Source organism: Pseudomonas emilianonis, from assembly GCF_023072625.1.
Lineage (GTDB): Bacteria > Pseudomonadota > Gammaproteobacteria > Pseudomonadales > Pseudomonadaceae > Aquipseudomonas > Aquipseudomonas paraveronii.
This window is the reverse complement of record NZ_JAKNRV010000061.1, coordinates 1-20,944: the sequence shown is the minus strand read 5'-3', so window position 1 is coordinate 20,944 and position 20,944 is coordinate 1. Positions and strand designations below refer to the sequence as shown.

General features: G+C 61.5%; 22 protein-coding genes and 1 pseudogene. 10 read left to right on the top strand and 13 right to left on the bottom strand.

Annotated features, from left to right (window positions below; all coding sequences use genetic code 11):
* The 5 genes and pseudogenes from L9Z73_RS09465 to L9Z73_RS09445 form a co-directional block, all read right to left on the bottom strand.
* Positions 1-533: pseudogene (locus L9Z73_RS09465) on the bottom strand (hypothetical protein); the annotation flags it as partial.
* Positions 530-1,408: an endonuclease/exonuclease/phosphatase family protein gene (locus L9Z73_RS09460; RefSeq protein ID WP_247399221.1), complete on the bottom strand. Its 879-nt coding sequence runs from the start codon at positions 1,406-1,408 to the stop codon at positions 530-532. The gene L9Z73_RS09460 and the pseudogene L9Z73_RS09465, both read right to left, overlap by 4 nt.
* A gap of 10 nt (positions 1,409-1,418) precedes the next feature.
* Positions 1,419-2,054 (bottom strand): thiol:disulfide interchange protein DsbA, encoded by a 636-nt coding sequence (dsbA, locus tag L9Z73_RS09455; protein WP_247399218.1) that lies wholly within the window; start codon positions 2,052-2,054, stop codon positions 1,419-1,421.
* Positions 2,055-2,222: 168 nt separating this feature from the next.
* A complete protein-coding gene (locus L9Z73_RS09450) occupies positions 2,223-2,828 on the bottom strand; it encodes a c-type cytochrome (RefSeq protein ID WP_247399215.1) in 606 nt (201 codons plus the stop codon).
* A gap of 38 nt (positions 2,829-2,866) precedes the next feature.
* On the bottom strand, positions 2,867-3,166 hold the full coding sequence (locus L9Z73_RS09445) for a c-type cytochrome (protein ID WP_247399213.1): 300 nt from the start codon (positions 3,164-3,166) through the stop codon (positions 2,867-2,869).
* Positions 3,167-3,358: 192 nt separating this feature from the next.
* Between L9Z73_RS09445 and yihA the strand changes: the two genes are divergently transcribed.
* Positions 3,359-4,000 (top strand): ribosome biogenesis GTP-binding protein YihA/YsxC, encoded by a 642-nt coding sequence (gene yihA / locus L9Z73_RS09440; RefSeq protein WP_048721487.1) that lies wholly within the window; start codon positions 3,359-3,361, stop codon positions 3,998-4,000.
* 269 nt (positions 4,001-4,269) lie between these two features.
* On the opposite strand, the gene polA is transcribed toward yihA, so the two are convergent.
* Positions 4,270-7,044: a DNA polymerase I gene (gene polA, locus L9Z73_RS09435; RefSeq protein WP_247399211.1), complete on the bottom strand. Its 2,775-nt coding sequence runs from the start codon at positions 7,042-7,044 to the stop codon at positions 4,270-4,272.
* Positions 7,045-7,118: 74 nt separating this feature from the next.
* Between polA and L9Z73_RS09430 the strand changes: the two genes are divergently transcribed.
* Together L9Z73_RS09430 and L9Z73_RS09425 are read left to right on the top strand one after the other, a co-directional pair.
* A complete protein-coding gene (locus tag L9Z73_RS09430) occupies positions 7,119-7,409 on the top strand; it encodes a DUF2782 domain-containing protein (RefSeq protein WP_247399208.1) in 291 nt (96 codons plus the stop codon).
* Positions 7,410-7,465: 56 nt separating this feature from the next.
* Complete coding sequence (locus L9Z73_RS09425; RefSeq protein WP_247399205.1) at positions 7,466-8,419, top strand: homoserine kinase; 954 nt, start codon at positions 7,466-7,468, stop codon at positions 8,417-8,419.
* A gap of 109 nt (positions 8,420-8,528) precedes the next feature.
* Here L9Z73_RS09425 and L9Z73_RS09420 read toward each other — a convergent pair whose 3' ends face one another.
* Positions 8,529-9,458, bottom strand: coding sequence for a zinc ABC transporter substrate-binding protein (locus L9Z73_RS09420; protein WP_247399202.1), 930 nt, complete (start codon positions 9,456-9,458; stop codon positions 8,529-8,531).
* 58 nt (positions 9,459-9,516) lie between these two features.
* On the opposite strand from L9Z73_RS09420, the gene zur reads away from it, so the two are divergent.
* Genes zur through L9Z73_RS09400 form a run of 4 tightly spaced genes read left to right on the top strand, consistent with a single transcriptional unit; the run spans position 9,517 to position 12,322 of the window.
* Positions 9,517-9,999: a zinc uptake transcriptional repressor Zur gene (gene zur, locus L9Z73_RS09415; protein ID WP_247399200.1), complete on the top strand. Its 483-nt coding sequence runs from the start codon at positions 9,517-9,519 to the stop codon at positions 9,997-9,999.
* Complete coding sequence (gene znuC, locus L9Z73_RS09410) at positions 9,999-10,784, top strand: zinc ABC transporter ATP-binding protein ZnuC (protein ID WP_247399181.1); 786 nt, start codon at positions 9,999-10,001, stop codon at positions 10,782-10,784. The genes zur and znuC overlap by 1 nt, the downstream gene beginning before the upstream one ends.
* Positions 10,777-11,565 carry a zinc ABC transporter permease subunit ZnuB gene (gene znuB, locus L9Z73_RS09405; RefSeq protein ID WP_017849020.1) on the top strand — a complete coding sequence of 263 codons (789 nt, stop codon included), beginning with the start codon at positions 10,777-10,779 and terminating at the stop codon, positions 11,563-11,565. Before znuC ends, znuB begins: the two co-directional genes overlap by 8 nt.
* 37 nt (positions 11,566-11,602) lie before the next feature.
* Positions 11,603-12,322 carry a PA5502 family lipoprotein gene (locus L9Z73_RS09400; RefSeq protein WP_247399178.1) on the top strand — a complete coding sequence of 240 codons (720 nt, stop codon included), beginning with the start codon at positions 11,603-11,605 and terminating at the stop codon, positions 12,320-12,322.
* Positions 12,323-12,424: 102 nt separating this feature from the next.
* On the opposite strand, the gene katE is transcribed toward L9Z73_RS09400, so the two are convergent.
* Entirely contained in the window at positions 12,425-14,587 is a 2,163-nt protein-coding gene (gene katE, locus L9Z73_RS09395; protein WP_282598567.1) for a catalase HPII, read from the bottom strand.
* 243 nt (positions 14,588-14,830) lie between these two features.
* Here katE and L9Z73_RS09390 point away from each other — a divergent pair, with 243 nt between their 5' ends.
* From L9Z73_RS09390 to L9Z73_RS09380, 3 genes are read left to right on the top strand one after another with little or no spacing between them, the layout of a single operon-like run.
* The gene (locus L9Z73_RS09390; protein WP_247399173.1) at positions 14,831-15,838 is read left to right on the top strand and encodes a methionine ABC transporter ATP-binding protein; all 1,008 of its coding nucleotides are present in this window, start codon (positions 14,831-14,833) and stop codon (positions 15,836-15,838) included.
* Positions 15,838-16,512 carry a methionine ABC transporter permease gene (locus L9Z73_RS09385; RefSeq protein ID WP_247399170.1) on the top strand — a complete coding sequence of 225 codons (675 nt, stop codon included), beginning with the start codon at positions 15,838-15,840 and terminating at the stop codon, positions 16,510-16,512. The genes L9Z73_RS09390 and L9Z73_RS09385 overlap by 1 nt, the downstream gene beginning before the upstream one ends.
* Before the next feature lie 51 nt (positions 16,513-16,563).
* On the top strand, positions 16,564-17,337 hold the full coding sequence (locus L9Z73_RS09380; RefSeq protein ID WP_247399137.1) for a MetQ/NlpA family ABC transporter substrate-binding protein: 774 nt from the start codon (positions 16,564-16,566) through the stop codon (positions 17,335-17,337).
* Between the two features lie 82 nt (positions 17,338-17,419).
* On the opposite strand, the gene L9Z73_RS09375 is transcribed toward L9Z73_RS09380, so the two are convergent.
* The 5 genes from L9Z73_RS09375 to L9Z73_RS09355 form a co-directional block, all read right to left on the bottom strand.
* The gene (locus tag L9Z73_RS09375; protein ID WP_247399134.1) at positions 17,420-18,055 is read right to left on the bottom strand and encodes an SCO family protein; all 636 of its coding nucleotides are present in this window, start codon (positions 18,053-18,055) and stop codon (positions 17,420-17,422) included.
* A complete protein-coding gene (gene cyoE / locus L9Z73_RS09370; protein ID WP_247399131.1) occupies positions 18,052-18,951 on the bottom strand; it encodes a heme o synthase in 900 nt (299 codons plus the stop codon). The genes L9Z73_RS09375 and cyoE overlap by 4 nt, the downstream gene beginning before the upstream one ends.
* Positions 18,939-20,018: a COX15/CtaA family protein gene (locus tag L9Z73_RS09365; protein WP_247399129.1), complete on the bottom strand. Its 1,080-nt coding sequence runs from the start codon at positions 20,016-20,018 to the stop codon at positions 18,939-18,941. Before L9Z73_RS09365 ends, cyoE begins: the two co-directional genes overlap by 13 nt.
* A 10-nt stretch (positions 20,019-20,028) precedes the next feature.
* Positions 20,029-20,622, bottom strand: coding sequence for a hypothetical protein (locus L9Z73_RS09360; RefSeq protein WP_247399126.1), 594 nt, complete (start codon positions 20,620-20,622; stop codon positions 20,029-20,031).
* The coding region (locus tag L9Z73_RS09355) for an SURF1 family cytochrome oxidase biogenesis protein (protein ID WP_282598566.1) at positions 20,588-20,944 on the bottom strand (357 nt) is incomplete at its 5' end. The genes L9Z73_RS09360 and L9Z73_RS09355, both read right to left, overlap by 35 nt.

Here is a 20,944-nt window from a genome sequence, read left to right as displayed (position 1 = left end):
ACATCCTTGGCGCCAAACAGGCGTTGCAGCAGGCCGGGGCCGGGGCGCGGGGTTTCGCCGTCCGGCTCCAGGTTATTCAACGCCTGCCCTTGCAGGCTGCTCAGCTCACTGAGCAACAGTGGGATCTCGCGCGCCTGGCCTACGCGGCTATCCAACTGCTTGGCGAAGGTTTTCAACGGGCGGGCCACCTCGCGGGGCAGCGGCAGTTTCTGCAACTGCGCAACCAGGGCCGCGAGCGCGGTGCTCATCTGGTCAATCCGGGTTTCGCGACGCTGCTCCGAATCCAGTACGGCTTTTTCCAGGCGCGGCAGCAACGCAGCGAGGGCGGCATCCATGTCGTCGGTGCGCACGGCGTCGCGCATTTCCTTCATGCATTGATCGACCGCGCGGTCGGTGCCTTCAGCGGCCAACGTACTGCGCACCAACCCTCGGCGCAACAGGTCGAGGCGGGCAGCCCAGCGGCGTTCGAGCGTGTCTTGTTGCTCGATGATTTTGAGGTATTTCTCTTTCCAGCGCTGGGCTTCGTCGCTCATGCAAGGGGTCCGCGAGGGCCAGGGCTCAACGCGGGCAATGCATCAGCCGTGAGCGAACCCGGCAGACGAATCTCCACCGCGACCGGCAGGTGATCGGAGATGGGCTGCGCCAACACCTGCACGCTTTCAAGTGTGAGGGTCGGGCTAAGCAGGATATGGTCAAGACAGCGTTGCGGACGCCAACTGGGGAACGTGGCTTCGACTTGCGGCGCCAGTAAGCCAAGGTCACGCAACGGGGAATTCTGCAGCAGGTCGGTGGCATGGGTGTTCATGTCACCCATCAGCACCTGGTGCTTGTAGCCGCCAATCAACTCACGCACATAGGCCAACTGCAGGTTGCGGGTACGCCCCCCGAGTGCCAGATGCATCATCACCACCACCAGGGCTTCCGGGCCTTCGCCGAAACGCACGAGGATCGCGCCACGGCCCTTGGGGCCCGGCAATGGGTGATCTTCGATAGCCGATGGCTTCAGGCGGCTAAGCACGCCATTGCTGTGCTGCGCCAGACGCCCGAGGTTGCGATTGAGTTGCTGATACCAATAGGGAAACGCACCCAACTGGGCCAGGTGTTCCACCTGGTTGATGTAGCCCGAGCGAATGCTGCCGCCGTCGGCTTCCTGCAAGGCGACCAGGTCGAAGTCGCCCAACAGGTCGCCGATCTTCTGCAGGTTGCCGGCCCGCCCGTTGTGGGGCAACAAGTGCTGCCAGCCACGGGTGAGGTAGTGCCGGTACTTCTCGGTACTGATGCCCACCTGGATATTGAAGCTGAGCAGGCGCAGGCGGCTGTCCGCCGGCAGGCCTGTGGATTCCAGGTGAGCTTCATTGACCTGCGGGTCATGCAGCCCGACAACGCGTTCGGTACCCCAGCGGCGCATGGCAGGCCCCTTACTTGGCGGCGCGTTCTTTGGCGATCAACTGGTCGGCCACATTGAGGGTCGCTTCAGGACCGCCGGTGGTGCCCAGGTCGAAACGGTACTTGCCGTTGACGATCAGGGTCGGTACGCCTTGCACGCCATACTTCTGCGCAAGTTCCTTGGCCTGTTTGATCTGGCCCTGGATAGCGAAGGAATTGAAGGTAGCCAGGAACTTGTCCTTGTCGACACCTTGGGTCGCGACGAAGTCAGCCATTTCCTCAGGCTTGGTCAGGCGCTTGCCTTGTTTCTGGATCGCATCGAAGACCGCGTTGTGAACCTTGTGCTCGACACCCATGGCTTCCAGGGTCAGGAACAGCTGGCCGTGGGCATCCCAAGGGCCGCCGAACATGGCAGGGATGCGTTTGAAGTTCACGTCCTTGGGCAGTTTTTCAGCCCATGGGTTGATGGTTGGCTCAAAGGCGTAGCAATGCGGGCAGCCGTACCAGAACAGCTCCACCACTTCGATCTTGCCCGGCACCGACACCGGCACTGGGTTGGCCAATTCCACGTAGGTTTTACCGGCTTCAAGCGGCACGTCGGCAGCTTGTGCGGTCATGCCGAAGAGGCTGACAGTGACGAGAGCGGCGCTGAGGATCAGATTACGCATGCTTTACTCCTGGACAAATAAGGTCGCCTCACGCGACCTTTGTTGTGACCGGTCTACGCGGGCATGAGTTCGTTAGTGTAACGGCACCGGCCACAAAAAAGGGCGGCCTAAGCCACCCTTTTTATGCTTGCATCAACGGATTAATCGAGCGTTAACGTAGCCTTTCGATCAGTGCAGACCCTGAACGTATTGGGAAACCGCTTCGATGTCCTTGTTGCTCAGCTTGGCAGCAATGCTTTGCATGATTTTGGTATCGCCATCGTTGGTGCGATTACCTTCACGGAAGTCCGTCAACTGCTTGGTGACGTACTGCGCATGCTGGCCACCCAAGTGCGGGAAGCCCGCAGCGGCGATACCCGCGCCGTTAGGCGAGTGGCAACCGATGCAGGAAGGCATGCCTTTTTCCAGGTTGCCGCCGCGGAACAACTCTTCACCACGGGCCACTTGCTTCGGATCGGCAGCTCCCACACTGCCTTTCTGGCTGGAGAAATAGGCGGCGATATCCGCCAGGTCCTGGTCACCGAGGTTGGTCAGCAAGCCGGTCATTTCCAGGACCGTGCGCTTGCCGTCCTTGATGTCGTGCATCTGCTTGGTCAGGTAACGCTCACCCTGGCCGGCCAGTTTAGGGAAGTTCGGTGCCGGGCTATTACCATCCGGTCCATGGCAAGCACCACACACGGCGGCTTTCGCCTGGCCCGCAGTAGCGTCGCCTGCAGCATGGGCAACACCGGTGATGCCCAAGGTCAACAGCAGACTCACGATCAGTTTGTTCATCAGCTAATCCAACTACGGCTAAGGGTTTAAAGAGTTATCTAACCGGGCTTACTCACCATCCACTCAATGATGGCCTGGTAATCCTCGGTACTGCAGTCCATGCACAAACCACGCGGCGGCATTGCCTTGAAACCCTGGGTCACGTGCTGCACCAGCGTGTCCATGCCCTGCGCCAGTCTGGGCGCCCAGGCTGCCTGGTCACCCCGCTTCGGGGCGTTCGGCATTTGGCCAGCATGGCAAGCCACGCAAACTCGGTTGTACACCACTTCCGGTTCCTGTGTAGCCTGAGCGCCGTAAAGCGGCATCAGGACACCGATAGCAAGCAACCATCTGGTCATACATCGACCTTTTCAGGGTTTGGGAGCGTTTTGCGTTCTAATGCGCAATAAAGGTCTATCGCTCCCGTGAACTTCATCCTTCGCTGGGACAAAGCACACACAAAATCTGCGGCATTATATACTGGCGCTACTGAAACGGAAACGACACCGCTTGCCGCACCCTTTTTCGGCACCGCCCACATCGGAAATCTCATGCAACTCAAGAACCCCATCCTCGGCCTGTGCCAACAGTCCACCTTCATGCTCAGCGCCGCCAAAGTGGACCAATGCCCCGATGACGAGGGCTTTGAAGTCGCCTTTGCCGGCCGTTCCAACGCGGGTAAATCCAGCGCGCTGAACACCTTGACCCACGCCAGCCTGGCGCGCACCTCGAAAACCCCGGGCCGCACACAGCTACTCAACTTCTTCAAGCTAGACGATGATCGGCGTCTGGTCGACCTTCCAGGCTACGGTTATGCAAAAGTACCTATCCCGCTGAAGCTGCACTGGCAGCGTCACCTCGAGGCTTACCTGGGTGGCCGGGAGAGTTTGAAGGGGTTGATCCTGATGATGGACATCCGTCATCCAATGACCGACTTCGACCTGCTGATGCTCGACTGGGCGGTCGCCAGCGGCATGCCGATGCATATCCTGCTGACCAAAGCCGACAAACTGACCTATGGCGCCGCCAAGAACACGCTGCTGAAGGTGCAGGCGGAAATCCGTAAAGGTTGGGGTGACACCATCACCATCCAGCTGTTCTCGGCGCCAAAGCGCCTGGGCCTGGAAGACGCCTACACCGTGCTGGCCGGCTGGATGGAATTGGCCGACAAAGGCGCGGAAATCGCCGAGTAACTTTTGCGCAGGCAAAAAAAACCCCGGACTTCGTAGGGGAGGGGAAGTTCGGGGTTCAAGTTCCGGACCGCTAGGGCGGGGTCCAGATATCTGCCAACACTTAACACAACATAGGAGCATTGAAGGGCTTCACCACCCATTCAGTAAATCTGAGTGGCATTTCATGGGTTAAGTTCCGGCAGGTACAAAAAACTATTTGTAATAACCGACGGCGCTTTCGGCTCTAAAGCGTTCTGCCACCACGCTCGGGGGGTGGCAGAACCACGCCATCAGTGCGCTTCGTCCCAGTTATCACCCACGCCCACTTCCACCAGCAACGGCACGTCCAGCGTCGCCGCGTGGCTCATGTGCTGGCGAATCTCGTCACGCACTTGCTCGACCAGATCCTCGCGAACCTCCAGCACCAGTTCATCGTGTACCTGCAGGATGACTTTGGCGTCCAGGCCCGACGCGGTCAGCCAATTATCCACCGCGAACATGGCTTTCTTGATGATATCCGCCGCCGTGCCTTGCATCGGCGCGTTGATCGCCGTGCGCTCGGCACCTTTGCGCAGGGCCGGGTTCTTCGCGTTGATGTCCGGCAGGTACAGGCGCCGACCGAAGATCGTCTCGACATAACCCTGCTCGGCCGCCTGGGCGCGGGTGCGCTCCATATAGGCCAGCACGCCCGGATAACGGGCGAAGTAGCGGTCGATATAGGCCTGGGACTGTTTACGATCGACACCGATCTGCTTGGCCAGGCCAAACGCGCTCATGCCGTAGATCAGGCCGAAGTTGATCGCCTTGGCGCTGCGACGCTGGTCGGTAGTGACCGCGCCCAGTTCCACGCCAAATACCTCGGCGGCGGTGGCCTTGTGTACGTCCAGGTCATTGCGGAAGGCGTGCAGCAAGCCTTCGTCCTTGGCCAGGTGCGCCATGATGCGCAGTTCGATCTGCGAGTAGTCCGCCGCCAGTAGCTTGTAGCCTTTAGGCGCGACGAACGCCTGACGAATCCGCCGGCCTTCAGCCGTGCGGATCGGAATGTTCTGCAAGTTCGGATCACTCGACGACAAACGCCCCGTGGCCGCCACCGCCTGGTGATACGACGTATGGATGCGCCCGGTGCGCGGGTTGATCTGCTCAGGCAAGCGGTCGGTGTAGGTGCTTTTCAGCTTGCTCATGGAGCGGTACTGCATCAGCACCTTGGGCAGCGGGAAATCCTGCTCGGCCAGTTCGGCGAGCACCGCTTCGGCGGTCGACGCCTGGCCCTTGGCGGTCTTGCTCAGGATCGGGTGGCCGAGTTTTTCGTACAGGATCGCGCCCAATTGCTTGGGCGAGCCGAGGTTGAATTCCTCACCGGCGATGGCAAATGCCTCACGCTCCAGTTCGACCATCTTCTCGCCCAGCTCGACGCTCTGCACACCGAGCAACTTGGCGTCCACCAGCGCGCCCTGGCGCTCGATACGCGCCAGCACCGGCACCAGTGGCATCTCGATATCGGTCAGCACGCTGACCAGGCTGGGGATCGCCGTGAGTTTTTCGAACAAGGTCTGATGCAGGCGCAGGGTGACGTCGGCATCTTCAGCCGCGTAAGGCCCGGCCTGTTCGAGGGCGATCTGGTCAAAGGTCAGCTGTTTAGCGCCTTTACCGGCAATATCCTGAAAGCTCACGGTGGTGTGACCCAGGTATTTCTGAGCCAGGCTGTCCATGTCATGCCGCGTGGCCGTGGAGTCGAGGACGTAGGATTCGAGCATGGTGTCGTAGGCAATGCCCTGCACCGTGATGCCACAACTCTGATCACCACCGATGGCGCAGTTGGCCAGGATATTCATGTCGAACTTGGCGTGCTGGCCGACCTTGAGCTTGCTCGGGTCTTCGAGGATCGGCTTGAGCGCGCGCAGGACCGTGTCGCGGTCCAATTGCTCCGGCACACCCATGTAGGAATGGGTCAGCGGGATGTAGGCCGCTTCATAGGGCTGAACCGCGAACGACAACCCAACCAATTGCGCCTGCTGCGCATCGATGCCGGTGGTCTCGGTGTCGAAGGCGAACAGCTTGGCGTCGCCGAGCTTCTTCATCCACACATCGAAACGCGCCTGATCGAGGATGGTTTCGTACTTGAGCTCGGTATTCACGACCGGCGCATTGTCGATGACCGGGGCAGCCACCTCCAGCCCGGTGCGCTTGGCGTCGCGCTGCACTTCGTCAAACCAGCTTTTGAACTCCAGGAGGGTATACAGCTCCAGGAGTTTTTCACGATCCGGCTCGATCAGGTGCAGATCGTCCAGGCCAACATCGAGCGGTACGTCGATCTTGATCGTCGCCAACTGATAGGAAAGGAACGCCATCTCCTTATGCTCTTGCAACTTGGCCGGCAGCGTCTTGGCCCCACGGATAGGCAGGGTCGGCACAATATCCAACTGCTCATAAAGCTCTTTCAGGCCGCCATTGACGCCCACCAGCAAGCCGGAAGCGGTCTTCGGACCAATGCCAGGAACGCCTGGGATGTTGTCGGACGAATCGCCCATCAACGCCAGATAGTCGATGATCTGCTCCGGAGCGACGCCAAATTTCTCCTTTACGCCCTCCACGTCCATGGCGCTACCGGTCATGGTGTTGACCAAGGTAATGTGCCCGTCGACCAACTGTGCCATGTCCTTGTCACCGGTAGAGATCACCACCGGGCGGTCAGCCGCTGCGCTGCTGCGGGCCAGGGTGCCGATCACGTCATCGGCCTCGACGCCTTCGACGCACAACAGCGGGAAGCCCAGCGCGATCACGCTCTGGTGCAGGGGCTCGATCTGCAGGCGCATGTCGTCGGGCATGCTTGGGCGGTTGGCCTTGTATTCGGCGTACATGTCGTCGCGAAAGGTCCCACCCTTGGCGTCGAACACTACCGCGAACGGGCTCTCCGGGTACTGCTTGCGCAGGCTCTTGAGCATGTTCAACACGCCCTTGACCGCACCGGTCGGCAGGCCTTTTGAGGTGGTCAGCGGCGGCAGCGCGTGGAAGGCGCGGTACAGATAAGAAGAACCGTCCACCAGGACGAGGGGGGCTTGGCTCATGAGCAGGATCAACCTTTTCGGCGGGTCAGGCGCTAGAATAGCCGGACCACAGACAACAAAGGGACAAGGTTATCATGCGCACATTCAATCGCCTGCTGTTGACCGGCTTGTTTGCACTCGCTCCGATGGCTGCCATGGCGGCAGACAGTGCGCCTTCGGGCGATCCGGAAGTTACCATTCGCACGGAAGGCGACAGGACCATTCAGGAATACCGCCAAAACGGCTTCCTGTACGCCATCAAGGTGACCAAGAAAGGCTTTCCGCCGTATTTCCTGGTGCGCGCGGACGGAACCGATGCAAACTTCATCCGCTCTGACCAGCCGGATATGCTGATCCCGTCATGGAAGATCTTCGAATGGAAATGATTTCTTAACTTTAATTGGCGCCACACACCGCGGCGCCCGTACTGGCAGTTTTAACCATGTCTGTGTTCACCCCCCTGGCTCGGCCCGAGCTGGAAACCTTTCTTGCCCCTTACGGGCTCGGCCGCCTGCTTGATTTCCAGGGGATTGCCGCGGGTAGCGAAAACACCAATTTCTTCATCAGCCTGGAACAGGGCGAGTTCGTCCTGACCCTGGTTGAACGCGGCCCGGTGCAGGAAATGCCGTTCTTCATCGAACTGCTCGACGTGCTCCACGACGCTGATTTGCCGGTGCCTTACGCCCTGCGCACCACCGACGGCGTGGCCCTGCGCGAATTAGCCGGCAAACCGGCGCTGCTGCAACCGCGCCTGGCCGGCAAGCACATCAAGCACGCCAACGCCCAGCACTGCGCCCAGGTCGGCGACCTGCTTGGCCACCTGCACCTGGCAACCCAGGGCGACAAGGTGCTGGAGCGCAAGACCGATCGCGGGCTGGACTGGATGCTCAGCGAAGGCGCGCAGTTGATTTCGCACCTGGACGCAGCGCCGCAACGCCTGCTGCAGGACGCGCTGGATGAGATCGAGGCCCACAAGGCGCAGATCCTCGCCCTGCCGCGCGCGAATATTCACGCCGACCTGTTTCGCGACAATGCGATGTTCGAAGGCACGCACCTGACGGGCTTGATCGACTTCTACAACGCCTGCTCGGGCCCGATGCTGTACGACGTAGCGATCGCCCTGAATGACTGGTGCTCGGATGCCGACGGCGTGCTCGACGGCCAGCGCGCCCGAGCGCTGCTCGGCGCTTACGCCGGGTTGCGGCCGTTTACCGCAAAGGAAGCCGAGTTGTGGCCGACGATGTTGCGCGTGGCGTGCGTGCGGTTCTGGTTGTCACGCCTGATCGCGGCGGAGTCGTTTGCCGGGCAGGATGTGTTGATTCATGACCCGGCGGAGTTTGAGCATCGGCTGGCGCAGCGCCAGCAGGTCGCGATCCAGTTGCCGTTCGCGCTCTAAAATGTGCGAGGGAGCTTGCTCCCGATTACGGCGTACCAGTCGCCACATGCCGTGACTGACACCCCACATCGGCAGCAAGCCCCCTCGCACAGACGTTATGCCTGGTCTTTCAGAGCGACTCCAGGCACCCCGCCAAGTCATTGCCCAGCTTGTCCAGCACCTGCTCGTAACCCTGGGCGGTCGCCGGGGTGTAGCCACCCAGCGCATCCAGCTCCGCCAATTTCACCGGCAAACCGGCGACCAGCGTTTCTGCCAGGCGCGGACGCAGCGGCGGTTCACTGAACACACACGTCTTGCCGACTTCCTGCAAGCGCGTGCGCATCGCCGCCACATGCTGGGCGCCGGGCTGCACTTCGGCGGCCACGCTGAACACACCGGCGTGCTTGAGGCCGTAGGCGTCTTCGAAGTAATCAAAGGCTTCGTGAAACACAAAGTAGGGTTTGTCCTGGATGCCGGCCATCCGCGCTTTCAGGCGTGCGTCCAATGCATCCAGTCGGCCCAGGAACGCCTTCACGTTGTGCTGGTAACGCTCGGCATTGGCCGGGTCTGCAGCGCTGAGGTCAGCGCCCATGCGTGTGGCAATCACCCGGGCGTTGAGCGTCGACAACCACAAATGCGCATCCAGACTGCCTGGGCGATGATCGTGGTCATGTTCGTCGGCATCTTCAGCGTGCGAATGGCTATCTTCGGCGAAACGGCGAAGTTTCATGCCCGGAAGATCCTGCACGGCCACCGTCGGCAGGGTGCGCCCCTTGAGGACGCGCGGCAGGAAGCCTTCCATGTCCGGTCCGATCCAATACAACAGATCCACCGACTGCACACGCCGCACGTCGGATGGGCGCAACGCATAGTTATGCGGCGAGGCACCCGGCGGCAACAACACCTCTGGAACCGCCACCCCGTCCTGCACAGCGGCGGCAATCAACTGCAGCGGCTTGATGCTGGTCAGCACCTTGACCTGCGCCTGAGCGGCACCCGCGATGAACAAACTGGCAACAAATACGACAAAAACGGGAAAAAGTCGGGACACGATGACCACTCAATGGCGTAGGAACGGGTAACATAATAACGTCTCTATCAAATATCTGTCGCCGCTCATGCCTATAACACCGCTCGCCAGCCGTCCCCACGACCACTCTCACTGCGTGCATACCGCGCTGTCGGAGGCCGACACCCTGTGCGCACGGCAGGGTCTGCGCCTGACCGCCCTGCGCCGGCGCGTGCTGGAACTGGTCTGGCAGAGCCACAAACCGCTGGGCGCCTACGACATCCTCGGCGTGCTCAGCGAACAGGACGGTCGCCGCGCCGCACCGCCTACCGTGTACCGCGCGCTGGATTTCCTGTTGGACAACGGCCTGGTCCACCGCATCGCTTCGCTCAATGCCTTCGTCGGCTGCAACCACCCGGAACACGCGCACCAGGGTCAGTTCCTGATCTGCCGCACGTGCCACGCCGCCATCGAGCTTGAGCAAAAAAGCATCAGCGACGCCATCATCCAGAGCGCCGCCGACGTCGGCTTCAAGGTTGAAGGGCAAACCGTCGAAGTCGTCGGGCTCTGCGCCGGTTGCCAGGGGGCTTGATGAGCAACGCGTTAATCCGCCTGGAACAGGTCGGGGTCACGTTCGCCGGGCAAAACGTGCTGGATAACATCCAGTTGAGCGTCGAACCGGGGCAGATCGTCACCCTGATCGGCCCCAATGGCGCCGGCAAGACCACCCTGGTGCGCGCCGTGCTCGGCTTGCTCAAGCCCGACACCGGCAGTGTGTGGCGCAAGCCCAAACTGCGTGTCGGCTATATGCCGCAAAAACTCTTCGTGGACCCGACGCTGCCCTTGTCTGTGCTGCGCTTCCTGCGCCTGGTGCCAGGCGTGGACCGCACCCGCGCGCAAGCCGCGCTCAAGGAAGTCGGCGCCGAACAGGTCATCGACAGCCCGGTGCAAAGCATCTCCGGCGGTGAAATGCAGCGTGTGTTGCTGGCCCGCGCCCTGTTGCGCGAACCGGAATTGCTGGTGCTCGACGAACCGGTGCAGGGTGTCGACGTCGCCGGCCAGGCCGAGCTGTACAGCCTGATCACCCGCCTGCGTGACCGCCTTGGCTGCGGCGTGCTGATGGTCTCCCACGACCTGCACTTGGTGATGAGCACCACCGATCAGGTGGTGTGCCTCAACCGCCACGTGTGCTGCTCCGGCCACCCGGAGCAAGTCAGCGGCGACCCGGCGTTCGTCGAGCTGTTCGGCAAGAACGCGCAGAGCCTGGCGATTTATCACCACCATCACGACCACGCCCATGACCTGCATGGCGCCGTGGTCGACGATCCCGCTACGCCCCACACTCACGTTCATGGAGATAGCTGCAAGCATGGCTGATTTTCTGCTCTACGCCCTGCTGGCAGGCTTGGCTCTGGCGCTGGTGGCGGGCCCGCTGGGCTCGTTCGTGGTCTGGCGGCGCATGGCCTATTTCGGCGACACCTTGTCCCACGCCGCACTGCTGGGCGTGGCCCTGGGCTTCCTGCTGGATGTGAGCCCGGCCATCGCCGTGACGGTCGGCTGCCTGCTGCTGGCGGTGCTGCTGGTGACCCTGCAACAGCGCCAACCGCTGGCCTCCGACACGCTGCTGGGCATCCTGGCGCCCAGCACCCTGTCCCTGGGCCTGGTGGTACTGAGCTTTATGCACGAAGTGCGCATCGACCTGATGGCCTACCTGTTCGGTGACCTGCTGGCGATCAGCCCCACTGACCTTGCGTGGATTCTCGGCGGCAGCGCCGCCGTGCTGGTGCTGCTGGTGACGCTGTGGCGCCCGCTGCTGGCGATCACCGTGCATGAAGAACTGGCTACGGTGGAAGGCTTGCCCGTGCCCGCCCTGCGCATGACCTTGATGTTGTTGATCGCCGTGGTGATCGCTGTCGCGATGAAGATTGTCGGCGTATTGTTGATCACGTCACTGCTGATCATTCCCGCAGCCGCCGCCCAGCGCCACGCCCGTTCGCCGGAGCAGATGGCGATCGGCGCCAGCGTGCTGGGGATGCTGGCCGTGTGTGGGGGCCTGGCGCTGTCCTGGTTCAAGGACACTCCGGCAGGGCCGTCGATTGTGGTCACGGCCGCCGCCCTCTTTCTGCTGAGTTTTGTCCTGCCCCGTCGAGGGGTGTAGACTTGCTCGCTTTTTGCGCAAATAGAGAGTCGCAGGAATGAAGCCGTTCACCTCCCGTTATCTGCTCCTTGCCGCATTTTCCCTGCTGCTGGGCGCCTGTCAAAGTACACCGCCCGCCGCCCCCGAGGCCCCGGACGCACGCGCTGTCGCCATCGCACAGCTGGAGCAAAACCTGGCCAGCAGCGAGCTGGCCACCGCCGAAGACCAACTGGCCGCTCTACAGGCCCAGTCGCCCAACGATCCGGCACTGGAGGCTTACCAACGCCAATTGGCCGAGGCCTATCTGCAACGCAGTCAGGTCGTGTTGCAAAAAGGTGATGTCAACGCCGCCGCCACCGCTCTCAGCCGTGCCCGTGCATTGATGCCCAAGGCCCCGGCGCTGACCGGTGGCGTGAACAGCGCCATCACCCATGCGCGCAAAGCCGAGCTGGACAAAGCCGAAGCCGCGCTCAAGGCCGCCGAAGCCCAGCCCGTCGCCAAGGTCATCGACCCGGCCGCACAGAGCACCACGGTGGCGCTGAACCTCACTGACATTGAAAAACTGCGCCATCAACTGGATGCCATCGCCACCGACGTGGTGAATTACCAGTGCGATGTGAGCATCCAGGCACCGCGCACCCAGGATTACCCATGGCTGGCGACCTTGCTGAGCAAACGGGTGAAGCGCATTGATGCGGGGTACGACCTGAAGATTCACCGGCAGATTCTGAAGAATATTCCGGCGCAGGTTGTGCTGATTCCGCGCAAGGCGGAATAAAGCCATCGGGGGCAAGCCCCCTCCCACACTTTGAATGTATTCACCGTTCAAAATGTGGGAGGGGGCTTGCCCCCGATGGCGGTCTAACCAACAGCAGATGACTTAAGCCGGAATCGCCTTGGCCTTCGGCTCACGCTCCCAGACCCGATGCCGGGCAATCGCTTCAAAGAACACCTTGAACGCCTTGGCATCCGATCCCACGACCAACCCCGCATCCGCTTCGAGCTTCAGCAGATCCAGCAATGGCTTCGCGTCACTGGCTACGGCAATCGCCTTCAAGTGCTTGTAGGCCTCCAGCAGGTAGTGCAACGCCACGCCATCCCCACTCAATGCCGTGATCGACGCCTTACCGCCAGGTACGAACACCGCATCGAACGCAATCGACGGCAAGCCCTCCATCGAGGCATCCACCGGCAGACTCTTGCCATCAAGCGTGGTGACCGGCGCCGAGGTCGGCCCCAGCAACTTGGCATGTGCGCCCTCGGCCTCCAGCGCCTTCCTCAACGCGGCAATCGCCACGCCATCCACACCGTTCGCCGCCAGAATCGCCACTTTGCGCGTTTTGATATCGCCGGACAGTAAATTCGCCTGGCTCAGCGCGGGAGAGCGCTCCGGCTGGGTTTTGCGCTCCGGCACCGTGCCCTTGGTCGGCACCGGCAGCCCGAGGTTTTGCGCCACGCGCTTGGCCAGTTCCAGGTCAATGTTGGCGAGGATCTCGTTGACCTGACGCGCACGAATGTACTCACGCTCCACCTTGCCCAGTTCAAAACTGTAGGCCGCGATGATGTGTTCTTGCTCGTGCAAGCTCATGCTGCGGAAAAACAGGCGTGCCTGGGAAAAGTGATCGCCGAACGACTCACTGCGCTGGCGAATCTTGTGGGCGTCGACGCGCTCCGGATAGGACTCAAACCCGCCATCCTGCGCCGCTGGCGGGGTTTCCTTCGGCCAGCCGCCATCAATCGAGTTCGGCTCGTAAGACGCGCGCCCTTTATCGAGGGTGCTGCGGTGCATGGCATCGCGCTGGTTGTTATGCAGCGGTGTCACTGGCTGGTTGATCGGCAACTGATGAAAGTTCGGGCCACCCAGCCGGCTGATCTGCGTGTCGGTGTAGGAAAACAAACGGCCTTGCAGCAACGGGTCATTGGAGAAGTCGATCCCAGGCACGATATGCCCCGGGCAGAACGCGACCTGCTCGACTTCAGCGAAGAAGTTATCCGGGTTGCGGTTCAGCACCATCTTGCCCAATGGGGTAATCGGCACCAACTCCTCGGGAATCAGCTTGGTGGGGTCGAGGATATCGAAGTCGAACGCGTGTTCCTTCGCTTCAGGAATCACCTGCACACCCAATTCCCATTCGGGGTAATCGCCGCCTTCAATCGACTCCCACAGGTCGCGACGGTGATAGTCGGCATCTTTACCTGCGAGCTTTTGCGCTTCGTCCCACACCAGCGAGCAGGTGCCGACCGTAGGGCGCCAGTGAAATTTGACGAAGTTGGACTGCCCCTCGGCATTCACCAGGCGAAACGTATGCACGCCGAAGCCCTGCATGCTGCGCAGGCTTTTCGGAATGGCCCGGTCAGACATGGCCCAAATCACCATGTGCGCCGATTCCGGCTGCAGCGAAACAAAATCCCAGAACGTATCGTGGGCCGAGCCGCCGGTAGGCGTTTCGTTGTGCGGCTCAGGTTTTACCGCATGCACGAAGTCGGGAAACTTGATCGCGTCCTGAATGAAAAATACCGGCATGTTGTTGCCCACCAGGTCGAAGTTGCCTTCATCGGTGAAGAACTTAACCGCAAAACCGCGCACATCACGCACTGTATCGCCCGAACCACGCGGGCCCTGCACGGTGGAAAAACGCACGAATACCGGGGTTTTATGCCCTGGGTTGCGTAGGAAACCGGCCTTGGTCAGCGCTGAATGGTTCTCATAGGTCTGGAAATAGCCGTGGGCGCCCGTACCACGCGCATGCACGATGCGCTCCGGGATACGTTCATGGTCAAAGTGCGTGATTTTTTCACGCATGATGAAGTCTTCCAGCAGCGAGGGGCCACGGGCACCGACTTTCAAGGTGTTCTGGTTGTCGGAAATTTTCACGCCTTGGTTGGTACGCAGGGCCTGGCCGGTCGCGTCGGAACGGAACGCTTCCAGGGCCTGCAGCTTAGCGTTGGTGTTGCCACGGTCCAGGGTATCGGTGCCCGCAAGTTCACTCTTCGGCGGGGTGGCTGGCTTCTTGGTACTCATCAGACAAAACTCCTTATTCAAAGTGGCCAGAGCGGTCCCCGGCTCGTTTGAGCAAACCCCAGGCACGGCACCTGGGAAATCGAGTTGCTTAAGTAGTGACTGACACGAATTTGCACCGTTCCTTTTTTATGACCTTTGATCGCGTTATTGCCAAATCGCTGGTTGAAAGCGAAATAAATGCTAAGAAACGCTATACGGACAGGCTAAAATGCGCGCCCGGCTAACCGCTGATCCCTTTTCCATGCGCCCCACAAGGTTCGCTACGTGATCGAGTTTCATAACGTCCATAAAACCTACCGCGTCGCCGGTAAGGAAATCCCCGCGCTGCACCCCACCAGCCTGCGCGTCGAGAACGGCCAGGTGTTTGGTCTGATTGGCCACTCCGGCGCGGGAAAAAGTACCCTTCTGCGCCTGATCAATCGCCTCGAGCAACCCAGCGGCGGCCAGATCAACGTCGATGGCGAAGAAGTCACGGCCCTGGATGCCAACGGCCTGCGCCGTTTCCGCCAACAGGTCGGGATGATTTTCCAGCACTTCAACCTGCTGGCCTCCAAGACCGTCGCCGACAACGTGGCACTGCCGCTGACACTGGCCGGCGAATTGTCGCGCAAGGCCATCGACCAGCGCGTCGCCGAACTGCTGGCGCGCGTCGGTCTGTCGGACCACGCCAAGAAGTACCCGGCGCAGTTGTCCGGCGGCCAGAAGCAGCGCGTCGGCATTGCCCGCGCCCTGGCGACCAAGCCGAAAATCCTGCTGTGCGACGAAGCCACCAGCGCCCTCGACCCGCAGACCACTGCCTCGGTACTGCAACTGCTGGCCGAGATCAACCGCGAGTTGAAACTCACCATCGTGCTGATCACCCACGAAATGGACGTGATCCGCCGCGTATGCGACCAGGTGGCAGTGATGGACGCGGGTGTGATCGTCGAGCATGGCTCGGTGGCCGATGTGTTCCTGCACCCCAAGCACCCGACCACCAAGCGCTTTGTCCAGGAAGCCGATCAGGTCGACGAAAGCGAGCAGCGCGATGACTTCGCCCACGTACCGGGCCGTATCGTGCGCCTGACGTTCCAGGGCGAAGCGACCTACGCGCCGTTACTGGGCACCGTCGCCCGTGAAACGGGGGTGGACTACAGCATCCTCGCCGGGCGTATCGACCGCATCAAAGACACCCCCTACGGGCAACTGACCCTCGCCGTCACCGGCGGCGACATGGAAGCAGCCTTTGCCCGCTTCACCGCCGCCGACGTCCACATGGAGGTGCTGCGCTAATGGAAGTGCTGTTGAGTTTCTTCGCCAATATCGACTGGTCCGAAATCTGGCTCGCCACCGGCGATACCATGACCATGCTGTTCGGTTCGCTGTTCTTCACCGTGCTGCTCGGCTTGCCATTGGGCGTGCTGCTGTTTCTGTGCAGCCCGCGCCAGTTGTTCGAGCAAAAAGGCCTGTACGCGTTGCTGTCGCTGATCGTGAACATCCTGCGCTCGCTGCCGTTCATCATCCTGTTGATCGTGATGATCCCGTTCACCGTGCTGATCACCGGCACCTCGCTGGGTGTGGCCGGGGCGATTCCGCCGCTGGTCGTGGGGGCTACGCCGTTCTTTGCGCGCCTGGTGGAAACCGCGCTGCGCGAAGTGGACCGCGGCATCATCGAAGCCACCCAGTCCATGGGCGCCAGCACGCGCCAGATCATCACCCATGCGTTATTGCCTGAGGCCCGCCCCGGCATTTTCGCGGCGATTACGGTGACGGCTATTACACTGGTGTCCTACACGGCCATGGCCGGTGTCGTCGGTGCCGGTGGCCTGGGTGACCTGGCGATCCGTTTCGGCTACCAGCGCTTCCAGACCGATGTGATGGTGGTCACCGTGGTGATGCTGTTGATCCTGGTGCAAATTCTGCAAACCGTCGGCGACAAGCTGGTGGTGCATTTTTCTCGAAAATAACGGCTATTGCCGGCCACACGCCGATAGATACCCGAACAAGGAGCTTGTTGAATGAAAAAACTACTGGTTGCTTTCGCCGCCGTTGCCGCGTTTTCCGCCCACGCCGCCGAGACCCTTACCGTCGCCGCGTCGCCGGTACCCCACGCGGAAATTCTGGAGTTCGTTAAACCTGTGCTCGCCAAAGAAGGCGTGGACTTGCAGGTCAAAGTCTTCACCGACTACGTACAGCCCAACGTACAAGTGGCTGAAAAGCGCCTGGACGCCAACTTCTTCCAGCACCAGCCGTACCTGGATGAGTTCAACAAAGCCAAGGGCACGCACCTGGTGAGCGTCGGCGCGGTCCACCTGGAACCCCTGGGCGCTTACTCCAGCAAGTACAAGACCCTGGCCGACCTGCCTGAAGGCGCCAACGTCGTGATCCCGAACGACGCCACCAACGGCGGCCGTGCGCTGTTGCTGCTGGCCAAGCACGACCTGATCACCCTGAAGGACCCGACCAACATCCTGTCGACCATCAAGGACATCACCGCCAACCCGAAAAAACTCAAGTTCCGCGAACTGGAAGCCGCCACCTTGCCGCGCGTGCTGACTCAGGTCGACCTGGCGCTGATCAACACCAACTACGCGCTGGAAGCCAAGCTGGACCCGTCCAAGGACGCCCTGGTCATCGAAGGCAGCGACTCGCCTTACGTGAACATCCTGGTGACCCGCGAAGACAACAAAGATTCGGACGCCGTGAAGAAGCTGGTTGCAGCCCTGCACACGCCTGAAGTGAAGAAGTTCATCGAAGAGAAGTACAAAGGCGCGATCAAGCCGGCGTTCTGATCCGACTCGATCTCCAACACACCGCAGATCAAACAATGTAGGAGGGGGATTGCCCCCTCCCATCTGTGTTTTGTGTTGCCTGTTACTTACGCTGCAACAGCCCCGGCAACTGCACCACCAGCTTCTGGTTGTTCAACGGCGCACGAATGAAACCACGCTGCGTACCGTCCGGGCCAATCAGCGCAAGGTTGCCACTGTGGTCGACCGTGTAGTTCGGTTTGGTCGTGTCCGCCGGAATGAACGGGATGCTTACCGCGTTCGACACCTTCTGCACATCGTCCACATTCGCACCGGTCAGGCCTTGGAATTGCGGGTCGAAATAGCCCAGGTACTGCTTGAGCTGAGTCGGCGTGTCGCGGTTCGGGTCGACGCTGACCAGGATCACCTGCAACTTATCCATAGCCTCTTTGGGCAACTCGCTCTTGATCTGACGCAGTTGGGCGAGGGTGGTGGGGCAGATGTCCGGGCAAAAGGTGTAGCCGAAGAACAGCAGGCTCCACTTGCCTTTCAACTCATTGACCAGCACTGGCTGGCCGTCCTGGTTGGTCATGGTCACCGGCGGCAATTGGCGGCTTTGCGGCAGCAGGATGATGCCGGCATCGATCAAGGCGGTCGGGTCGCCCTGGCCCTTGCCCGAGAGCACTTTATTGACGGTCAGGCCCATGATCAACGCGACAATGGCCACCAGAATGAAGACAGTTTTTTGAGTTCGAGTCATAGGTTCAACAGTAAGTAGTGGTCTACGAGCAGGGCGATAAACAGCAGGAACAAGTACCAGATAGAGTACTTGAAGGTGTTGATCGCCGCGTGCGGCTGAGCGCCACGGTACAGCACCCAGGCCCATTGCAGAAAGCGCCCGCCCAGCAGCAGCGCACATCCAAGGTAGAGCGGGCCGCTCATATGGATGACGTAGGGCATCAGGCTCACCGCCAGCAGGGCGCAGGTGTAGAGCAGGATATGCACCTTGGTGTAGTGCTCGCCATGGGTGACCGGCAGCATCGGAATATCGGCCTTGGCGTATTCCTCCTTGCGGTGAATGGCCAGGGCCCAGAAGTGCGGCGGGGTCCAGGCGAAGATGATCAGCACCAGCAACAGCGGCTCGGCGCTGACATGCCCGGTAACCGCAACCCAGCCCAACAGCGGCGGTGCCGCGCCGGCCAGGCCACCGATGACGATGTTCTGCGGCGTCGCACGCTTGAGAAAGCCGGTGTAAATCACCGCATAGCCGAGCAACGAGGCCAGCGTTAGCCAGGCCGCCAGCGGGTTGGTGAACGCCAGCAGCAGCGCCAACCCTGCAACAGCCAGAAACAATGCAAAGGCCAGCGCAGCCACAGGCGACACACGCCCTTGCGCGATCGGCCGCTTTTGCGTGCGCGCCATCAGCGTATCGATGCGCCGATCCACGACGTGGTTGACCACCGCCGCGCCACCGGCACACAGGGCGATCCCCAGGTTGCCGAAAATCAGCACCATCCACGGCACCCCGGCGCGGGTGGCGAGGAACATGCCCACCAGCGAGGTGATGAGCATCAGCACCACCACTTTCGGCTTGGTCAGCTCCAGATAATCACGCCAGATCGCCTGGCCGTGACGCGCGCCGATCAAGGTCGCCATGGCATCTCTCCTTTAAGGGTGATGAGGCCCGATACGTGTTTACGCGGGCTGAAGCGCCAGCCGAACGGCAACTGGCGGCGCACCCGGACCAGGCTGGTGCGGGCGTGGTAATTGACCAGTACCAGGGTCAGCAACAAGGCTGCGCCACCGGCGTTGTGACCGACCGCAACCGGCAATGGCAGATGGAAATACACGTTGCTCAAGCCCAGGCAGATTTGTGCCGCCAGGGCGATCAGCAGCAAGCCTGCGAGTCGGGTCATGCCCACGGCGCGCAGTTGCCAGGCCAGGCCCAGTAACACCAGGGTGACCAGCAGCGCGCCGACGCGGTGGGCCAGGTGGATGGCCGTGCGCGCATCGCTGTCGAGCTGGCCGCCGAGGTAATTGGGGCCGATGTGCTGGGTCAGGTGAAAGCCATTGGCAAAGTCCGCCGCAGGCCACCACTGGCCATGACAGGTGGGCAAATCGATACAGGCCACCGCCGCGTAGTTGGAACTCACCCAGCCGCCCAGCGCAATCTGCCCGATCACCAGCACCAAACCCGCCGTCGCCCAATATTGCAGGCGCTTGGGCACGATCAACGCAGGCAGTACGCCGGACAGGCGCAGCGTCAGCAGAAACAACAGGCTCAAGGTCGCAAAGCCGCCCAACAGATGCCCCGTCACCACTTGCGGCCAGAGCTTGAGCGTTACCGTCCACATGCCGAACGCCGCCTGGGCCAACACCACCGCCAACAGGAACAGCGGCAACTTCACCGGCTGGCCAGGATCACGCCGATGACGCCAGGAGCGCGCCGCCAACAACACGATCAGCAGGCCCAGGGTGCCGGCAAAGTAACGATGGACCATCTCGCTCCAACCCTTGTCGGCCTCCACCGGCGTGTCCGGAAAATGCAGCTCGGCATGGGCCAGTTGGGCTTCGCTTTGCGGCACGCTGATAAAGCCGTAGCACCCTGGCCAATCCGGACAACCCAGGCCGGCGTGAGTCAGACGCGTGTAGGCGCCGAGCAACACGACGATCAGCGCCAGCAAGGTGGCAAACAGCGCGAGGCGAAATCCAGGTTTGGCCATGACGATGCCCTTATCCGATGTTCGACAGTTTCAGCAGTTGGCGCAGGTCGTTGAGCAAGTCCTTGCCCTTGACCGTCGTGTCGTAGCGCAGCACCAGGTTGCCGTGGGGGTCGACGATCCACAGTTGCGCCTCGCCCGGTGCGGCGGCGGCTTTGCTGAAGGTCGTCAGGTCCAGCGGGTAGCGTTGCAATTGCGGGTATTCGGCCTTGAGCTTGACGTCGTAATCGGCGCCGACCGGCAGCGCGCTGGCCAGGGCGTGACTGGCGCGGGAGGCATCGCGCCCGAGGCCGATCTGCAGTTGCCGCGCCAGGTACACCAATTGCCGGCAATCGTCGGCGCAGGCGCTGGGCGCAGTGACCAGCAACTGCCAGCGCTGTTCGTCGGCCTGCACACCGATGTCGGCGCGGGTCTGGCCGTTGCCGATCAGTTCACCGTGGTAACTGCGACTGTCCGGCACCCAGAACTGCAGCTTGTACATAAAGGTGGCGAGCGCCATCGGGCCGATCACCATCAGCAGGATCAGGATCAGTTGCCAGCGGCCCTTGCGCCGGTCGGGCGTCGCTGGCGCATCAGACATGTTGAGTGGATTCATGGCCGCTCCCATGGTGCTTCTCCTTTGCGTTGTGCCATCCGAGGTAGAGGTAAAGGCTCAGCAGCGCCAGCGCCATGGCGAACCATTGCACCGCATAGGCCAGGTGTTTTTCCGGGCCCATGGCGACGATGGGCCAGGTGGTTTCATACGTACCGGGGCCGGCTTCGGCGCGCAGCTCGTAGACAAAACCGCTGCGGCCCAACTCGGCCCACAACGCGGCGGGATGCAGCGCGGTGAGCAGGCGCGGCCATTGTGCGGTCGCAGGGTCAGCATGCAGCTGGAAGGTTTCGCCGGGCGCGACGTACACCCAGGCGTCAAGATTCACCGGCTGCTC

Coding starts and splice junctions, on each gene's coding strand:
- L9Z73_RS09430 (WP_247399208.1), top strand. CDS start 7,119: ATGCGCACATTCAATCGCCTGCTGTTGACCGGCTTGTTTGCACTCGCT.
- zur (WP_247399200.1), top strand. CDS start 9,517: ATGCCTATAACACCGCTCGCCAGCCGTCCCCACGACCACTCTCACTGC.
- cyoE (WP_247399131.1), bottom strand. CDS start 18,951: ATGGCGACCTTGATCGGCGCGCGTCACGGCCAGGCGATCTGGCGTGAT.
- L9Z73_RS09460 (WP_247399221.1), bottom strand. CDS start 1,408: ATGCGCCGCTGGGGTACCGAACGCGTTGTCGGGCTGCATGACCCGCAG.
- dsbA (WP_247399218.1), bottom strand. CDS start 2,054: ATGCGTAATCTGATCCTCAGCGCCGCTCTCGTCACTGTCAGCCTCTTC.
- L9Z73_RS09380 (WP_247399137.1), top strand. CDS start 16,564: ATGAAAAAACTACTGGTTGCTTTCGCCGCCGTTGCCGCGTTTTCCGCC.
- L9Z73_RS09360 (WP_247399126.1), bottom strand. CDS start 20,622: ATGGGAGCGGCCATGAATCCACTCAACATGTCTGATGCGCCAGCGACG.
- yihA (WP_048721487.1), top strand. CDS start 3,359: ATGCAACTCAAGAACCCCATCCTCGGCCTGTGCCAACAGTCCACCTTC.
- znuC (WP_247399181.1), top strand. CDS start 9,999: ATGAGCAACGCGTTAATCCGCCTGGAACAGGTCGGGGTCACGTTCGCC.
- L9Z73_RS09365 (WP_247399129.1), bottom strand. CDS start 20,018: ATGGCCAAACCTGGATTTCGCCTCGCGCTGTTTGCCACCTTGCTGGCG.
- polA (WP_247399211.1), bottom strand. CDS start 7,044: ATGAGCCAAGCCCCCCTCGTCCTGGTGGACGGTTCTTCTTATCTGTAC.
- L9Z73_RS09425 (WP_247399205.1), top strand. CDS start 7,466: ATGTCTGTGTTCACCCCCCTGGCTCGGCCCGAGCTGGAAACCTTTCTT.
- L9Z73_RS09445 (WP_247399213.1), bottom strand. CDS start 3,166: ATGACCAGATGGTTGCTTGCTATCGGTGTCCTGATGCCGCTTTACGGC.
- L9Z73_RS09400 (WP_247399178.1), top strand. CDS start 11,603: ATGAAGCCGTTCACCTCCCGTTATCTGCTCCTTGCCGCATTTTCCCTG.
- L9Z73_RS09450 (WP_247399215.1), bottom strand. CDS start 2,828: ATGAACAAACTGATCGTGAGTCTGCTGTTGACCTTGGGCATCACCGGT.
- L9Z73_RS09385 (WP_247399170.1), top strand. CDS start 15,838: ATGGAAGTGCTGTTGAGTTTCTTCGCCAATATCGACTGGTCCGAAATC.
- znuB (WP_017849020.1), top strand. CDS start 10,777: ATGGCTGATTTTCTGCTCTACGCCCTGCTGGCAGGCTTGGCTCTGGCG.
- L9Z73_RS09375 (WP_247399134.1), bottom strand. CDS start 18,055: ATGACTCGAACTCAAAAAACTGTCTTCATTCTGGTGGCCATTGTCGCG.